The organism is Citrobacter youngae (assembly GCF_003818115.1).
GTDB classification, from domain to species: Bacteria; Pseudomonadota; Gammaproteobacteria; order Enterobacterales; family Enterobacteriaceae; genus Citrobacter; species Citrobacter youngae.
Genome location: NZ_RPOI01000017.1, coordinates 30,292 through 45,418, shown reverse-complemented (window position 1 = coordinate 45,418; position 15,127 = coordinate 30,292). Strand labels below are relative to the sequence as shown.

General features: G+C 51.4%; 12 protein-coding genes. 2 read left to right on the top strand and 10 right to left on the bottom strand.

Going from position 1 to position 15,127, the window contains the following annotated elements; translation table 11 throughout:
* The 10 genes from skp to rpsB all read right to left on the bottom strand — a co-directional run bounded on the left by skp (nucleotide 1) and on the right by rpsB (nucleotide 10,942).
* A complete protein-coding gene (skp, locus tag EHN13_RS15640) occupies nucleotides 1-486 on the bottom strand; it encodes a molecular chaperone Skp (protein WP_005132103.1) in 486 nt (161 codons plus the stop codon).
* A 122-nt stretch (nucleotides 487-608) separates the two neighbouring features.
* A complete protein-coding gene (bamA, locus tag EHN13_RS15635; RefSeq protein ID WP_061067279.1) occupies nucleotides 609-3,029 on the bottom strand; it encodes an outer membrane protein assembly factor BamA in 2,421 nt (806 codons plus the stop codon).
* Between the two features lie 29 nt (nucleotides 3,030-3,058).
* Nucleotides 3,059-4,411 (bottom strand): sigma E protease regulator RseP, encoded by a 1,353-nt coding sequence (gene rseP, locus EHN13_RS15630; RefSeq protein WP_124021706.1) that lies wholly within the window; start codon nucleotides 4,409-4,411, stop codon nucleotides 3,059-3,061.
* Nucleotides 4,412-4,422: 11 nt separating this feature from the next.
* Nucleotides 4,423-5,280 (bottom strand): phosphatidate cytidylyltransferase, encoded by an 858-nt coding sequence (cdsA, locus tag EHN13_RS15625; protein ID WP_048212646.1) that lies wholly within the window; start codon nucleotides 5,278-5,280, stop codon nucleotides 4,423-4,425.
* Between the two features lie 12 nt (nucleotides 5,281-5,292).
* Complete coding sequence (gene ispU / locus EHN13_RS15620) at nucleotides 5,293-6,051, bottom strand: (2E,6E)-farnesyl-diphosphate-specific ditrans,polycis-undecaprenyl-diphosphate synthase (RefSeq protein ID WP_040230029.1); 759 nt, start codon at nucleotides 6,049-6,051, stop codon at nucleotides 5,293-5,295.
* A gap of 188 nt (nucleotides 6,052-6,239) precedes the next feature.
* Nucleotides 6,240-7,436: a 1-deoxy-D-xylulose-5-phosphate reductoisomerase gene (gene ispC, locus EHN13_RS15615; protein WP_048212647.1), complete on the bottom strand. Its 1,197-nt coding sequence runs from the start codon at nucleotides 7,434-7,436 to the stop codon at nucleotides 6,240-6,242.
* A 96-nt stretch (nucleotides 7,437-7,532) separates the two neighbouring features.
* On the bottom strand, nucleotides 7,533-8,090 hold the full coding sequence (gene frr, locus EHN13_RS15610) for a ribosome recycling factor (protein ID WP_005132113.1): 558 nt from the start codon (nucleotides 8,088-8,090) through the stop codon (nucleotides 7,533-7,535).
* Nucleotides 8,091-8,229: 139 nt separating this feature from the next.
* Complete coding sequence (gene pyrH / locus EHN13_RS15605; protein ID WP_005132114.1) at nucleotides 8,230-8,955, bottom strand: UMP kinase; 726 nt, start codon at nucleotides 8,953-8,955, stop codon at nucleotides 8,230-8,232.
* A gap of 145 nt (nucleotides 8,956-9,100) precedes the next feature.
* Nucleotides 9,101-9,952: a translation elongation factor Ts gene (tsf, locus tag EHN13_RS15600; RefSeq protein WP_005132116.1), complete on the bottom strand. Its 852-nt coding sequence runs from the start codon at nucleotides 9,950-9,952 to the stop codon at nucleotides 9,101-9,103.
* Nucleotides 9,953-10,216: 264 nt separating this feature from the next.
* Nucleotides 10,217-10,942 (bottom strand): 30S ribosomal protein S2, encoded by a 726-nt coding sequence (gene rpsB, locus EHN13_RS15595; RefSeq protein ID WP_005132117.1) that lies wholly within the window; start codon nucleotides 10,940-10,942, stop codon nucleotides 10,217-10,219.
* A gap of 449 nt (nucleotides 10,943-11,391) precedes the next feature.
* On the opposite strand from rpsB, the gene map reads away from it, so the two are divergent.
* Together map and glnD are read left to right on the top strand one after the other, a co-directional pair.
* On the top strand, nucleotides 11,392-12,186 hold the full coding sequence (map, locus tag EHN13_RS15590; RefSeq protein ID WP_048212648.1) for a type I methionyl aminopeptidase: 795 nt from the start codon (nucleotides 11,392-11,394) through the stop codon (nucleotides 12,184-12,186).
* A gap of 238 nt (nucleotides 12,187-12,424) precedes the next feature.
* Nucleotides 12,425-15,097: a bifunctional uridylyltransferase/uridylyl-removing protein GlnD gene (gene glnD / locus EHN13_RS15585; protein ID WP_048212649.1), complete on the top strand. Its 2,673-nt coding sequence runs from the start codon at nucleotides 12,425-12,427 to the stop codon at nucleotides 15,095-15,097.
* Nucleotides 15,098-15,127: the final 30 nt, after the last annotated feature.

The following is a 15,127-nucleotide window of genomic DNA, read 5'->3' as shown; positions in this document are numbered from 1 at the left end:
TTATTTAACCTGTTTCAGTACGTCAGCGGTGATGTCTTTTACATCGCTGCTGTTGTATGCAACGGTGTTCGCGTCAACAACCAGATCGATGCTCTGGCTGCTCGCAACAGATTTCACAGCTGTCTGGATACGATTAACCAGCTTGCCGCGTTCTTCGTTAGAACGACGTTGACGATCCTGCTCGAAAGCCTGCGCTTTCTGAGAGAAAGTCTGGCGCTGAGCCATTACGTCTTTTTCCAGCTTGGTACGGTCGCTGCCTGCTTTCATTGATTGCAGACGCTGCATTTTAGATTGCAGGTCGGATTCCATACGCTGCAGTTCGCTGGCGCGGCCTTTGAACTCATTTTCCAGCGTAGTAGAAACACCCGTCTTCTGTGCAACCTGTTGGAACAGGCTACCCATGTTGACGATTGCAATTTTGTCAGCAGCCTGTGCGGACGTTGCCATCGCTAAACCGAGACCTGCAGCTAATAACCACTTTTTCACAATTAACTCCTTACCATCCCATTTGCACCCGAAGGTGCAGTTCTTTGCGTGGCCAGGCGATCCCATGCAAGATCGCCTAAAGTCAGCGCTACACTACCACTACATTCCTTTGCGAAGAACAATTACCAGGTTTTACCAATGTTAAACTGGAACTGTTCCGCTTTGTCTCCATCGTACTTCTTGAACGGTTGGGCGTAGGAGAAAACCAACGGCCCCAATGGGGACATCCATTGTAACGCGATACCCGCAGACATACGGATATTATTCGGATCGCTGTAGTCTGGCACGCCAACTGCACGGGTGTCAGCGGTATTCTGCCAGTTCGTATCCCACACGGTACCCATATCCCAGAAGAAGGAAGTACGGACCGAGTTAGCATATTTATCGCTGATAAACGGCGTAGGTGTGATAAATTCCAGGCTCGCTACAGCCATGGCGTTACCGCCGACTGCATCGTCTGATTGACAAGGTTTATTGTCAGTTCTCGAGCACTCTTCATAGTTACTCGAATTGGAATCCGATTTAGCACCTGGCAAATAGACTGCTTTTGGACCAATGGTGTTTGACTGGAAGCCACGTACAGTGCTGGAACCACCCGCGTAGAAGTTCTCATAGAACGGCATCTCTTTGCCGCCAATGCCATCACCATAACCCAGCTTGGTGCGTCCCAAAACCACCCATTTGTGGTCGTCATCAATCGGCACATAGGTCGCCGTATCCAACGTCGCTTTATAGTATTCGTTATCAGAACCCGGGATGGTCACTTTACCGTTCAGGTTGACACGCGTACCTTCCGTAGGGAAATACCCACGGTCCAGCTTGTTGTAGGTCCAACCGTAGTTGAAGGTGAAATCATCCGCGGCAAAGCTGTTGGTATTGTCTTCACCCATGGATTCAAGATAACGATCCATCGCAATCTGCGGCTGCATGTTGGACAGTTTGTTATGTACATAACCCAGGCCTGCACGCAACGTGTTGTATTCGTTGACCGGGAAGCCCAGCGTTACGTCCGTACCATAGCTTTTGTTGGTATAGTCGGACAGATCTGCATCATCCGCCTGGAAGTCGTTATAGAAGACACGGCCACCGAGACTCACACCATCGACGGTGAAGTACGGGTTGGTGACAGACAGCTCAGTATAGGTCTGATAGTCGTTTTTGGTGCCGCTAATCCCGACGGAATAACCGGTACCTAACCAGTTATCCTGCTGAACGCCCGCCTGGAAGCTCACGCCACTTTCAGTGCCGTAACCCACACCGAAGTTAAAGCTACCGGTGTTGCGCTCTTTCACCTTATAAACCACATCAACCTGATCAGGACTGCCCGGAACACGTTGAGTATCGGTATCGACAGTTTCAAAGTAACCCAGACGGTTCAGACGCTCTTTACCCTGGTCAACCAGATCGCTGCCCAACCAGGCACCTTCCATCTGGCGCATTTCGCGACGCAGCACGGAATCTTTCGAGGTGTCGTTACCTTCAAAACGGATCTTACGCACATAGAAACGGTTACCCGCATCCACGTTTACACGCAATTTAACGGTTTTGTCTGCATCGTTGATTTCAGGCTGCGACTGTACACGCGGGTAGGCATAACCATAGCGTCCCAGTAGCTTCTTGATATCATCTTCCATTTTGGTCACTTTAGTGCCGTTATAGAGTTCACCCGGTTCGATTTTCGTCAGGGTCTCAATTTCGGCAGAGTGCCCGGCCAGATTACCACTCACCTGGACCCCAGAAAGCTTGTACTGCTCGCCTTCTGTGATGTTAACGGTGATGTAGATACCTTTTTTATCCGGCGTCAGGCTAACCTGTGTGGAATCGATATTGAAGCGAGCATAGCCGCGATCCAGATAGTAGCTGCGCAGGGTTTCAAGGTCGCCCGCCAGTTTCTGTTTCTGGTATTTACGATCGCCCACCACGTTCCACCACGGTACTTCATCGCGCAGTTGGAAGTGAGAGATAAGCTCGTCGGTTGTGAAGGCATGGTTGCCGACGATATTGATCTGTTGGATCTTCGCCGAAACGCCTTCCTGGAAGACCAGTTTGAGGTCAACGCGGTTACGCGGCAACGGCGTGACCACTGCTTTCACACTGGCGCTGTATTTACCGACGCTATAGTAGAAATCTTCCAGACCTTTTTCGATATCGGCAAGCGTTGTGCGATCCAGAGACTCGCCAACACGTACGCCAGACGCCTCGAGGTTTTGTTTCAGCATGTCATCTTTCACCGATTTGTTACCGGAGAAAGTGATGCTGGCAATCGTCGGACGTTCTTTTACCTGAACCAGAAGGGTATCACCATCGCGCAGGACGCGGACATCCTCAAAGTTACCGGTGGCGAACAGAGCACGAATGGTATTACTGATATCTTCATCATTAACCGTGTCGCCTGTGCGCACCGGCATACTGAGGAGAGCCGCACCAACGGCGACTCGCTGTAGGCCTTCGAAATGAATGTCCTTCACTACGAACCCTTCAGCACCGTATACGGTGGCGCTGCTAAACAGCAGCGACGCTATGAGCAACTTTTTCATCGCCATCGTTATTATGCGTTCTTCCTAACACTCTCTTACAACCGAGAGAAATCATTGAAAAGTGCAAGCCCCATTAACAACACCAGCAAGATAGAGCCAATGCGATAACTAAAGTCTTGAACCCGCTCGGATACCGGACCGCCCTTCAGCTTTTCAATCGCCAGGAACAGCAGATGCCCCCCGTCAAGAACGGGCAACGGAAACAGGTTGATTATCCCTAAGTTCACGCTGATAAGCGCAAGGAACATCAGGTAATAAATAACCCCGAACTCCGCTGACATCCCAGCCCCCTGGGCGATAGAAATCGGCCCACTGAGGTTGTTCAGTTTTACATCACCGGTAATCAATTTTCCCAGCATACTGACCGTTAGCTTCATCAACTGCCACGTTTTATCCGAGGCTTCGAGGATGGCGCTGAATGGCCCATACTGGCGTACAGTCTTATACTCATCAGGCAGAGGAATAACTTTAGGCACCACGCCCGCAAAACCTTCTGCCTTCCCGTTAACCTCTTTTGAATCTGGGGTTAACGTTAAAGACAAGGAACTTCCTTGTCTTTCAATATCTAGCGCTAACGGCTTATCCGGATTATCGCGCACCAACGTCACGAACGTCATCCATTGCGTCAGCGGCTGACCATTGACTTTAACGATCCTGTCGCCAGCTTGCAAACCCGCCTTACTTGCCGCGGAGTTTACCTGCACTTCTGACAGCACCGGTTCAATCTGCGAACCACGAGGACGAATGCCCAAACTCGTGACGGGGTCCTGTTTGTCTGGCTCAAATGCCCATTGGCGCAAATCCAGCGTTTTATCCTGTCGCTGGTTACTACCAAACGGTGCCACGCTGAGGATAGTCTGCTCATCACCAATTTTGGCTACCAGCTGCAATCGGACGGTATCCCAATCAGGGGTTTCGATACCATCAACCGCTTTTAGTTCCGTACCTGGCTGAATTTGCGCCTGGGCAGCAATCGAGTTGGGTGTTATTTCACCAACAACCGGACGAACGCCAGGGACACCGATGATAAACACCAGCCAGTAGGCAAAAATAGCGAAGAGGAAATTTGCAATCGGGCCTGCAGCGATAATGGCCGCGCGCTGCCCAACTGTTTTATTGTTGAAAGCATAGTGGCGCAGCTCCGGTACAACGGGCTCAGCGCGCTCATCCAGCATTTTGACGTAACCGCCGAGGGGAATTAAGGCGATCACGTATTCCGTACCCTGTTTATCGGTACGGCGCCAAAGCGCTTTTCCAAAGCCAATGGAAAAGCGCTCGACGCGGACTCCGCAGCGCCGTGCAACCCAGAAATGACCAAATTCATGCACGGTGATAAGTACACCAAGTGCAACGATGAATGCAGCCAGATTCCAGAGAATACTCAGCATAAGACCATCCGTTAGAGCGTCCTGAATACCAGTAACAACAGGCAAGCAAAGACCGGCACCGCAGCCGTCAGGCTGTCAATACGATCCAGAATACCACCGTGTCCTGGGATTAAGTGACCACTGTCCTTAATACCTGCTTCACGCTTAAACATACTCTCGGTCAGGTCACCCAGCACGGAGGCCAGGGCTGCAACGATGGAGCAAATGAGCAAGGTGACAGGCGCAACTTCAAGATTCGCCCACATACCATAACCCCACGAGATTACAGCTGCAGTGGCAAGTCCGCCAATAAAACCCTGCCAGGTTTTACCAGGAGAAACCTTCGGCGCCAGTTTATGTTTGCCAAACATCTTACCAAACATATAGGCACCAGAGTCCGCTCCCCAAACGAGGATCATGACATAGAGCAGCCATAGCGCGCCACTATAATGATTCTCATCATAGTGCCAGGCACGTAGCGCCAGCATTCCCCAAAAGAAAGGAACAATGGTTAACACGCCGAAAATTATGCGTAATGTTTTGGAATTACGCCAGACCGAGGCTGAACCGGGGTAAAACAACACCAGTAATAGCGCCACGGCCCACCAGCCCAGCGACGCCCAAAGCGACACTTCAACCAGCGGTTGGTGAATATTATGATGATACTCAGGCAGCAAAAACAGCATCAGTGCCAGCAATAGCCCGCACAAAACCGCCAACCAAACTCGCTGTGTACGCGTGGCAAAACCGCTTAACTGTCCCCATTCCCAGGCGGCCAGCATACAGACGACCAGCGTAACAATGGCGAACCCCACTGGCGGCAACAAAAACAACGCCGCGATGACAACGGGTATTAAAACAAAAGCAGAAATCAGGCGATACTTCAGCAAAAGCGACCCCCATCAGGCTTTTTCATCACCGGGCTCGGTGCCGCCGAAACGACGCTCACGATTAGCAAAGGCATGTAGCGCACCTTCAAAGTCTTGTTCATCGAAATCGGGCCAGAGAACATCCGTAAAGTAAAGTTCGGCATAGGCAATTTGCCACAACAAAAAATTACTAATTCGATGCTCTCCCCCAGTCCTTATCACTAAATCCACAGGAGCCAGCTCATGCATACACACTTGCTGACCAAGCATCTCTTCATCAATTTGCTCTGGACGCAACAGACCTTCCTGCACCTGTTGTGCCAGTTGCCTGACGCCCTGGACAATATCCCACCGTCCACCGTAATTCGCGGCAATATTCAGCGTTAACCCGGTATTCTGGGCTGTAAGCGCTTCCGACTTGCGAATCCGTTCTTGCAAACGTGTGTTAAATCGACTGATATCCCCAATAATACGCAGGCGCACGTTATGGCGGTGCAGGTTTTTCACTTCGCTATCAAGTGCCCACACAAACAATTCCATTAACGCACTGACTTCCTGCGCTGGTCGGTTCCAGTTCTCACTGCTAAAGGCATACAGCGTTAACGCGTCAATACCGTTATTGGCAGCAAAAGAGACAGCCCGGCGGACGGATTTTGCTCCGGCCTTATGCCCAAAGGCGCGGATCTTCCCTTGCTTTTTCGCCCAGCGGCCATTGCCATCCATGATAATTGCGACATGGCGACAACCATGTGCTGGCAAGTTCTCGCTTAATGGTTTAGTTGCAGACAACATAACGCGTTTTTAGTCCCTGAAAGGATTATACGGTACTCAGGAATACTGAAGCCTATCCACAAAAAAGCCGTGTCAAACCACGGCTTACCCGATCGAAAAAAAGCAAATACCTGCGATCAGGTGGCGCAGACTATATCACTGAAGCCCAACGCTAACAAATAGCACGATCCCTCACAGAGTGATTATCATCAGCTTGAGAGTCGTGTCACTTGTTTTGTCGCGACGTCTCTGGCGATGGCATCGACCCTCAGCACATCTTCAACGCTCTGCGGTTCCTGCAAATCCATCCTATCCAGTACGGACAAATTGAGATCGGCGATATCCGTAAATCGAATCTGCTGCGCCAAAAATGCAGCAACGGTAATCTCATTTGCGGCGTTCAACGCAGTTGTCGCAGCCTGTCCTTGCTCAAACGCGTCCATCGCCAGTTTCAGGCACGGATAACGCTGATAATCAGGTGCGGAAAACGTCAACGCACTGAGTTTGCAAAAATCGACAGGCTTAACCCCAGAGCTCACACGTTCCGGCCATGCCATCGTATGGGCGATAGGCGTGCGCATATCAGGCTCACCCAACTGGGCCAGGACGCTACCATCCTGATAACGGACCATCGAGTGAATAACCGACTGTGGATGGATCAGCACTTCCATCTGGCTTGCACTGGCATTAAACAACCAACGCGCTTCAATGTATTCCAGACCTTTATTCATCATGGTGGCGGAATCGACGGAGATTTTTCGTCCCATCGACCAATTCGGATGACGACATGCCTGATCGGGAGTCATTAGAGCCAGATCGGGCAATGGCGTTTCACGGAAAGGGCCACCAGACCCGGTAAGCAAAACAGACACAACGCCGTTTTGCTCAAGGTCAGCGTATCCCAGATTGTGTTGGATAGGTTGCGGTAAACTCTGAAAAATCGCGTTATGTTCGCTATCTACCGGCAAAAGCTGCGCTTTATGCCGTTTCACGTCGTCCATAAACAGACGTCCGCAGGTTACCAGAGACTCTTTATTCGCCAGCAAAATGTTTTTGCCTGCGCGGATTGCCGCAAGCGTTGGCAACAAACCTGCCGCGCCAACTATCGCCGCCATGACCTGATCGACATCATCCAGCGCGGCCATATCACAGGCAGCCTGCTGCCCGCACATAACCTCGGTGCGACTTCCATGATCCCGCAATGCGGATTTCACCAGCGCTGCACTTTTTTCGTCATCCATCACCGCGTAGCGGGGGGAAAACTCAAGGCATTGCTCCACCATACGGGCGACATTTTTACCCGCTACCAACGCAGCAACACGAAATTTATCCGGGTTATGGCGTACTACATCGAGCGTACTGCAACCAATAGAGCCGGTTGAGCCCAGGATGGTTAATTGCTTCATGAGACATCCAGAAGAATTGAGACAGGATAAAAAAGCAAAACGCCGCCATCCAGCCTTCTCAGGCCTTCTAAGCGGCGTTTTTAGCGTACAGGCGAATCAGAACTGCATCAGTTCCGCTTCTTTCTCTGCCAGCGCCGCATCAACTTTCTTGATTGCAGCATCGGTCAGTTTCTGTACGTCGTCCTGAGAACGGCGATCGTCATCTTCGCTGATCTCTTTATCTTTCAGCAGCGCTTTCACTTTGTCGTTGGCATCACGGCGTACGTTACGCACAGCAACACGCGCGCCTTCAGCTTCACCACGTACGATCTTGGTCAGATCTTTACGACGTTCTTCGGTCAGCGGTGGCAGCGGAACGCGGATGTCAGAACCCGCTGAGCTTGGGTTCAGACCGAGGTCAGAAGCCATAATCGCTTTCTCAACAGCCGGCCCCATAGAACGGTCAAACACGTTGATTTTCAGGGTACGGGAATCTTCAACCGTTACGCTTGCCAGCTGGCGCAGCGGAGTCGGCGTGCCGTAATATTCTACGATAATGCCATCCAGCAGGCTGGGAGAAGCACGACCCGTGCGAATTTTGCTGATTTGATTTTTGAATGCTTCGACGCATTTGTCCATGCGTACTTCAGCATCTTTTCTGATATCGTTGATCACGTTACGAATCCTTGAAAGCTTGTTTCAGTCAGACCATACCCACCACGCAAGATGTGACAAGTATAGTCTTGATTAATTTTGAGGGACGTATCCCGCGACATTAAAGCGGAATATTACCTGCATTTAGCCGCAACGGGAATTATTCCGTGATTAACGTGCCTTCTTTTTCACCCATCACAACGCGGCGCAACGCACCCGGTTTGTTCATGTTGAAGACACGAATCGGTAATTTGTGGTCACGAGCCAGCGTGAACGCAGCCAGATCCATCACTTTCAGTTCTTTATCCAGTACTTCAGCATAGGTCAACTGTTCGTACATGGTTGCTGTTGGATCTTTAGCTGGATCGGCGGTAAACACACCATCAACTTTAGTGGCTTTCAGAACCACATCCGCTTCAATTTCAATACCACGCAGGCAGGCTGCGGAGTCAGTGGTGAAGAACGGGTTGCCTGTACCAGCGGACAAAATAACCACGCGGTTGTTACGCAGCAGGCTGATCGCTTCCGCCCAGCTGTAGTTATCACACACACCGTTCAGAGGGATAGCGGACATCAGGCGAGCGTTCACATAGGCGCGGTGAAGCGCATCGCGCATCGCCAGACCGTTCATTACGGTGGCTAACATGCCCATGTGGTCGCCCACGACGCGGTTCATCCCTGCTTTCGCCAGACCAGCACCACGGAACAGGTTACCACCACCGATCACTACGCCAACCTGGATTCCCAGCTCGACCAGCTCTTTGATTTCCTGAGCCATACGGTCAAGTATGCTTGCATCAATACCGAAGCCCTCTGAACCTTGCAGAGCTTCGCCACTTAACTTAAGCAGAATACGTTTGTAGACGGGTTTTGCATTGGTAGCCATGTTTCTTTCCTGAGACTGTCAACGAATGAGATGAGTTAATTCCAGCGACATTGTATGTCGCTTTTCAGCCCTGCCACTATAGCGCTTAGCTGAATTTACAAGTCGGGCGCAAAAAGAAGCCGCCCTCAGGCGGCTCCTTTTAAAATTAAGACTGCTTGGACATCGCAGCAACTTCTGCTGCAAAGTCAGTCTCAACTTTCTCGATGCCTTCACCCACTTCGAAGCGGATGAAACCAGTTACGTCAGCGTTGTGCTCTTTCAGCAGCTGAGCAACAGATTTGCTCGGTTCCATAACGAAAGGCTGACCAGTCAGAGAAACTTCGCCGGTGAATTTCTTCATGCGGCCTTCAACCATTTTCTCTGCGATTTCTTTCGGCTTGCCAGACTGCATCGCGATATCCAGCTGAACCTGGTATTCTTTTTCTACTACTTCAGCAGAAACGTCTTCCGGCTTAACGAATTCTGGTTTGCTTGCAGCAATGTGCATTGCCAGCTGTTTAACCAGTTCTTCATCAGCGCCAGTTGCAGCAACCAGAACACCGATACGCGCACCGTGCTGGTAGCTACCCAGAACTTCGCCTTCCAGGGAAGCCACGCGACGGATGTTGATGTTCTCACCGATTTTAGCAACCAGAGCAACACGTTCTTCTTCGAACTGTGCTTTCAGAACTTCAACGTCAGTGATTTTGCCAGCAACAGCAGCGTCCAGTACTTTGTCAGCAAATGCCTGGAAACCAGCATCTTTAGCAACGAAGTCAGTCTGGCAGTTAACTTCCAGAATGAAAGCGATATTGCCGTCGATTTTGGTTTTGATTACGCCGTCAGCAGCAACGTTGCCTGCTTTTTTCGCTGCTTTAATAGCACCGGACTTACGCATGTTTTCGATTGCCAGCTCGATGTCGCCATTAGCTTCAGTCAGTGCTTTTTTGCAATCCATCATGCCTGCGCCAGTACGCTCACGCAGCTCTTTTACCAGGGATGCGGTAATTTCAGCCATTCTAAAATCCTCGGAAGATTTGATCTGCCCGGCATGAAACCGCACAGATTTAAAAGTGAAAAAGGGGGCCATATACAGGCCCCCTAACCAAACGTGATACTACCTGGCCTATATCCGTCATTCTTCAAGCTGCTGGTGCGTTGTTTTCCTTACTCACCCCAGTCACTTACTGACGTAAGCTCCGGGGGATTCGTTGCGTCAACGCCTTCCAGCAACTCGAATTATCCAGGATATATAAGGGGTCGCTCTAACGAGCGTGCCTTATTATTCAGCTTCTACGAAGCTTTCTTCCGCCTGGGAAGCCAGATCCTGAGAACGGCCTTCACGAACGGTAGTAGCTACAGCGCCCAGGTACAGGGTCACAGCACGGATTGCGTCGTCGTTACCCGGGATAACGAAGTCAACACCGTCCGGATCAGAGTTGGTATCAACGATAGCAAATACCGGGATACCCAGGTTGTTTGCTTCTTTGATAGCAATGTGCTCGTGGTCAGCATCGATTACGAACAGAGCGTCCGGCAGGCCGCCCATGTCTTTGATACCGCCCAGGCTGTTTTCCAGTTTCTCAAGCTCACGGGTGCGCATCAGCGCTTCTTTCTTGGTCAGCTTTTCGAAAGTACCGTCCTGAGACTGAGTTTCCAGATCTTTCAGACGTTTGATGGACTGACGAACGGTTTTCCAGTTAGTCAGCATACCGCCCAGCCAGCGATGGTTCACGAAGAACTGGTCGCAGCTGTTAGCAGCGTCTTTCACCGCTTCGCTTGCAGCGCGTTTAGTACCAACGAAAAGGATTTTACCTTTACGAGCAGAGATCTTGTTCAGTTCAGCCAGAGCTTCGTTGAACATCGGTACAGTTTTCTCAAGGTTGATGATGTGAACTTTGTTACGCGCACCGAAGATGAACGGCTTCATTTTCGGGTTCCAGTAACGGGTCTGGTGACCGAAGTGAACACCAGCCTTGAGCATGTCGCGCATGGAAACAGTTGCCATGATTAAAACCTCTATATATAAAAGTTGGGGTTAAGCCTCCACGCATCCCATATTACCGACCCTTAAGGGCACCCCGGAATATGTGTCGATACGTGTGTGTTGTTACACAAAGTGAGATTTGTCGCTCCCGTCCATCGTGTGTAGTCTGCGAATAGAACGGAAGTCCGGCGCGCTTTATACCACAAATACGCCGTCGACACCAATAATTGTTGGTACTGTGTGCTGAATGAACGATGAATTTCGTGTTACAGGAAGGCGGCAAATTTTTGAATCTCCAGGAGCTTACATGTAGTAAGTGACTGGAGTGAAAAAATACAGCCAACGCACCTGTGGCACGAAAGGCGAAGTTTAGAATGATTCTCAATTTGGCAGCATGTATGCGGGACTGATACCATTGGCAGCACTTAAACAATTATTGCCGATATCATCGGCACTGATGGACAGAATTCATGGCTATCTCAATCAAGACCCCTGAAGAAATCGAAAAAATGCGCGTCGCAGGCCGCCTGGCCGCTGATGTACTGGAAATGATCGCACCGTTTGTTAAACCGGGCGTCAGCACCGGCGAGCTGGATCGCATCTGTAACGACTACATCGTGAATGAACAGCAGGCCATTTCCGCATGCCTGGGCTATCACGGTTATCCGAAATCCGTGTGCATCTCTATTAATGAAGTCGTGTGCCACGGGATCCCGGACGATGCCAAGCTCCTGAAAGACGGCGATATCGTCAACATTGACGTCACCGTGATTAAAGACGAATACCACGGCGATACGTCCAAAATGTTTATCGTCGGGAAACCGACCATTCTTGGCGAGCGTCTGTGCCGCGTCACGCAGGAAAGCCTGTACCTGGCGCTGCGCATGGTAAAACCAGGTATTCGCCTGCGTACCCTGGGTGCTGCAATTCAGAAATACGCGGAAGGCGAAGGTTTCTCTGTGGTCCGTGAATACTGCGGTCACGGCATTGGTCGCGGCTTCCATGAAGAACCGCAGGTTCTGCATTACGATGCGGACGACGGCGGTGTGGTACTGCAGCCGGGCATGACCTTCACCGTAGAACCGATGCTGAATGCCGGTGATTACCGTATCCGCACCATGAAAGACGGCTGGACGGTGAAAACCAAAGACCGGAGCTTGTCTGCTCAGTACGAGCATACTATTGTGGTGACGGAAAACGGCTGTGAAATTCTGACGTTACGCACGGATGACACCATCCCGGCGATCATCACACACGGCGAATAATGTTTTGCCTGATGGCGATGCCCCTGCATCTTATCAGGCCTACAAATTGCACCTTTACTCAAAATCATTCGAGTTGCTTCAAGACGGCAAGAGAGTGAATCTCCAGAAGCGTACAAAAGTACGTGACTGGAGTGAACGAGCGCAGCCAACGCAGAAGCAGCTTGAAGGATGAAGAGTAAATCCGTAGGCCGGGTAAGGCGCATTAGCCGCCATCCGGCTTTTTAATGGGTGGCGCATAATGAATACTCTTCCTGAACAGCACGCAAATACTGCCCTCCCCACCCTGCCTGGCCAACCGCAAAACCCGGGGACATGGCCACAGCACGACCTCAACTGCCCCGGCATTAAAGCGCATATCGACGCTTTCCAGCACTGGTTAGGCGAAGCGTTTGACAGCGGGATCTCCGCAGAGCAACTCATTGAGGCCCGCACCGAGTTTATTGACCAGTTACTTCAGCGTCTGTGGATTGAAGCCGGTTTCGGTCAGATTGCCGATCTGGCGCTGGTTGCTGTTGGCGGTTACGGACGCGGCGAACTGCATCCCCTTTCCGATATTGACCTACTGATCCTGAGTCGTAAAAAGCTCCCTGACGCACAGGCCGAAAAAGTCGGCGAGCTGTTAACGCTGCTATGGGACGTGAGGCTAGAGGTTGGGCACAGCGTGCGGACGCTGGAAGAGTGTCTGCTGGAGGGGCTATCGGATTTAACCGTCGCCACCAACCTGATTGAAACACGCCTGCTGATTGGCGACGTGGCGCTGTTTCTGGAGCTACAAAAGCATATTTTTAGCGAAGGTTTCTGGCCGTCCGATAAATTTTACGCTGCCAAAGTGGAGGAACAGAATCAACGCCATCAGCGCTATCACGGCACCAGCTACAACCTGGAGCCGGATATCAAAAGCAGTCCTGGTGGACTGCGCGACATCCACACCCTGCAATGGGTCGCCCGCCGTCATTTTGGTGCCACGTCGCTGGATGAGATGGTCGGCTTCGGCTTCCTGACGCTGGCGGAGCGCGCCGAACTGAATGAATGTTTGCATATTCTGTGGCGCATTCGCTTTGCATTGCATCTGATCGTGAACCGTTACGATAATCGTCTGCTGTTTGATCGACAGCTCAGCGTGGCTCAACGCCTCAATTATGGCGGTGAAGGCAATGAGCCGATCGAGCGGATGATGAAAGACTATTTCCGGGTCACGCGACGAGTGAGTGAACTGAACCACATGCTGCTCCAGCTGTTTGACGAGGCGATCCTCGCCATGCCGGCTGATGAAAAACCGCGCCCAATTGATGACGACTTTCAGTTGCGTGGCACATTGATTGACCTGCGCAATGACGACCTGTTTATCCGCGAGCCCGAGGCTATTTTGCGGATGTTTTACATCATGGTACGCAATAGCGCGATCACCGGAATTTACTCCACCACACTGCGTCATTTGCGTCATGCCCGCCGTCATTTAACTCAACCGCTGTGCTACATTCCGGAAGCGCGCTCGCTATTTCTCAGCATGTTGCGCCATCCGGGTGCAGTGAGTCGCGGCCTGTTGCCAATGCATCGCCACAGCGTGTTATGGGCCTATATGCCGCAGTGGTCACACATTGTCGGTCAAATGCAGTTTGACCTGTTTCATGCTTATACGGTGGATGAGCACACCATCCGCGTAATGCTCAAGCTGGAAAGTTTTGCCAGGGAAGAGACTCGCCCGCGCCATCCGCTGTGTGTGGATCTGTGGCCGCGCCTGCGTCAACCGGAACTCATTCTGATTGCTGCGCTGTTCCACGATATCGCCAAAGGACGTGGCGGCGATCACTCTATTCTGGGGGCTCAGGACGTACTCAAGTTCGCCGAATTACACGGACTCAACTCGCGTGAAACAAATCTGGTCATGTGGCTGGTGCGCCAGCATCTGCTAATGTCGGTGACCGCTCAGCGCCGTGATATTCAGGATCCGGAGGTGATCAAGCAATTCGCTGAAGAAGTACAAACGGAACATCGTCTGCGCTTTTTAGTGTGCCTGACCGTCGCAGATATTTGCGCTACTAACGAAACACTGTGGAATAGCTGGAAGCAAAGCCTGTTGCGCGAATTATACTTCGCCACGGAAAAACAGCTGCGTCGTGGAATGCAAAATACACCGGATATGCGCGAGCGTGTGCGCCATCATCAGCTGCAGGCACTGGCGTTGCTGCGAATGGACAACATTGATGAAGAAGCGCTGCACCACATCTGGTCGCGCTGTCGCGCCAACTATTTCGTGCGCCACAGCCCAAATCAGCTGGCCTGGCATGCACGCCATTTGCTGCAGCACGATCTGAGCAAACCACTAATTTTACTCAGCCCGCAGGCCACGCGCGGCGGGACAGAAATTTTCATCTGGAGCCCGGACCGCCCTTACCTGTTCGCCGCCGTCTGCGCCGAACTGGACAGACGTAATCTTAGCGTTCACGATGCACAGATTTTCACCACCCGTGATGGCATGGCGATGGATACGTTCATCGTTCTGGAGCCGGACGGCAGTCCGCTGTCGTCAGACAGGCACGAAGCGATCCGTTTTGGGCTTGAACAAGCCATTACTCAACGCAGTTGGCAACCGCCGCAGCCGCGTCGTCAACCGGCAAAATTACGCCACTTTACCGTCGATACCGAGGTTACTTTTCTTCCGACCCATACCGACCGTAAATCATTCCTTGAGCTTATCGCTCTCGACCAGCCTGGACTGCTGGCGCGGGTCGGGCAGATTTTTGCCGATCTGGGAATTTCGCTGCATGGCGCCCGAATTACAACTATTGGCGAGCGAGTAGAAGATTTATTCATAATCGCCACCGCCGACCGGCGTGCCCTTAATAATGAGCTGCAGCAGGAAGTACATCAACGGTTGACAGAGGCCCTCAATCCAAACGATAAAGGGTAATGTTTTTATTTATTATGGAAAGAGTTTAAC

Bases quoted from the DNA above. Each gene is read 5' to 3' on its own strand.
- tsf (WP_005132116.1), bottom strand. From the start codon at position 9,952: ATGGCTGAAATTACCGCATCCCTGGTAAAAGAGCTGCGTGAGCGTACT.
- ispU (WP_040230029.1), bottom strand. From the start codon at position 6,051: ATGTTGTCTGCAACTAAACCATTAAGCGAGAACTTGCCAGCACATGGT.
- glnD (WP_048212649.1), top strand. From the start codon at position 12,425: ATGAATACTCTTCCTGAACAGCACGCAAATACTGCCCTCCCCACCCTG.
- rpsB (WP_005132117.1), bottom strand. From the start codon at position 10,942: ATGGCAACTGTTTCCATGCGCGACATGCTCAAGGCTGGTGTTCACTTC.
- map (WP_048212648.1), top strand. From the start codon at position 11,392: ATGGCTATCTCAATCAAGACCCCTGAAGAAATCGAAAAAATGCGCGTC.
- pyrH (WP_005132114.1), bottom strand. From the start codon at position 8,955: ATGGCTACCAATGCAAAACCCGTCTACAAACGTATTCTGCTTAAGTTA.
- ispC (WP_048212647.1), bottom strand. From the start codon at position 7,436: ATGAAGCAATTAACCATCCTGGGCTCAACCGGCTCTATTGGTTGCAGT.
- rseP (WP_124021706.1), bottom strand. From the start codon at position 4,411: ATGCTGAGTATTCTCTGGAATCTGGCTGCATTCATCGTTGCACTTGGT.
- bamA (WP_061067279.1), bottom strand. From the start codon at position 3,029: ATGGCGATGAAAAAGTTGCTCATAGCGTCGCTGCTGTTTAGCAGCGCC.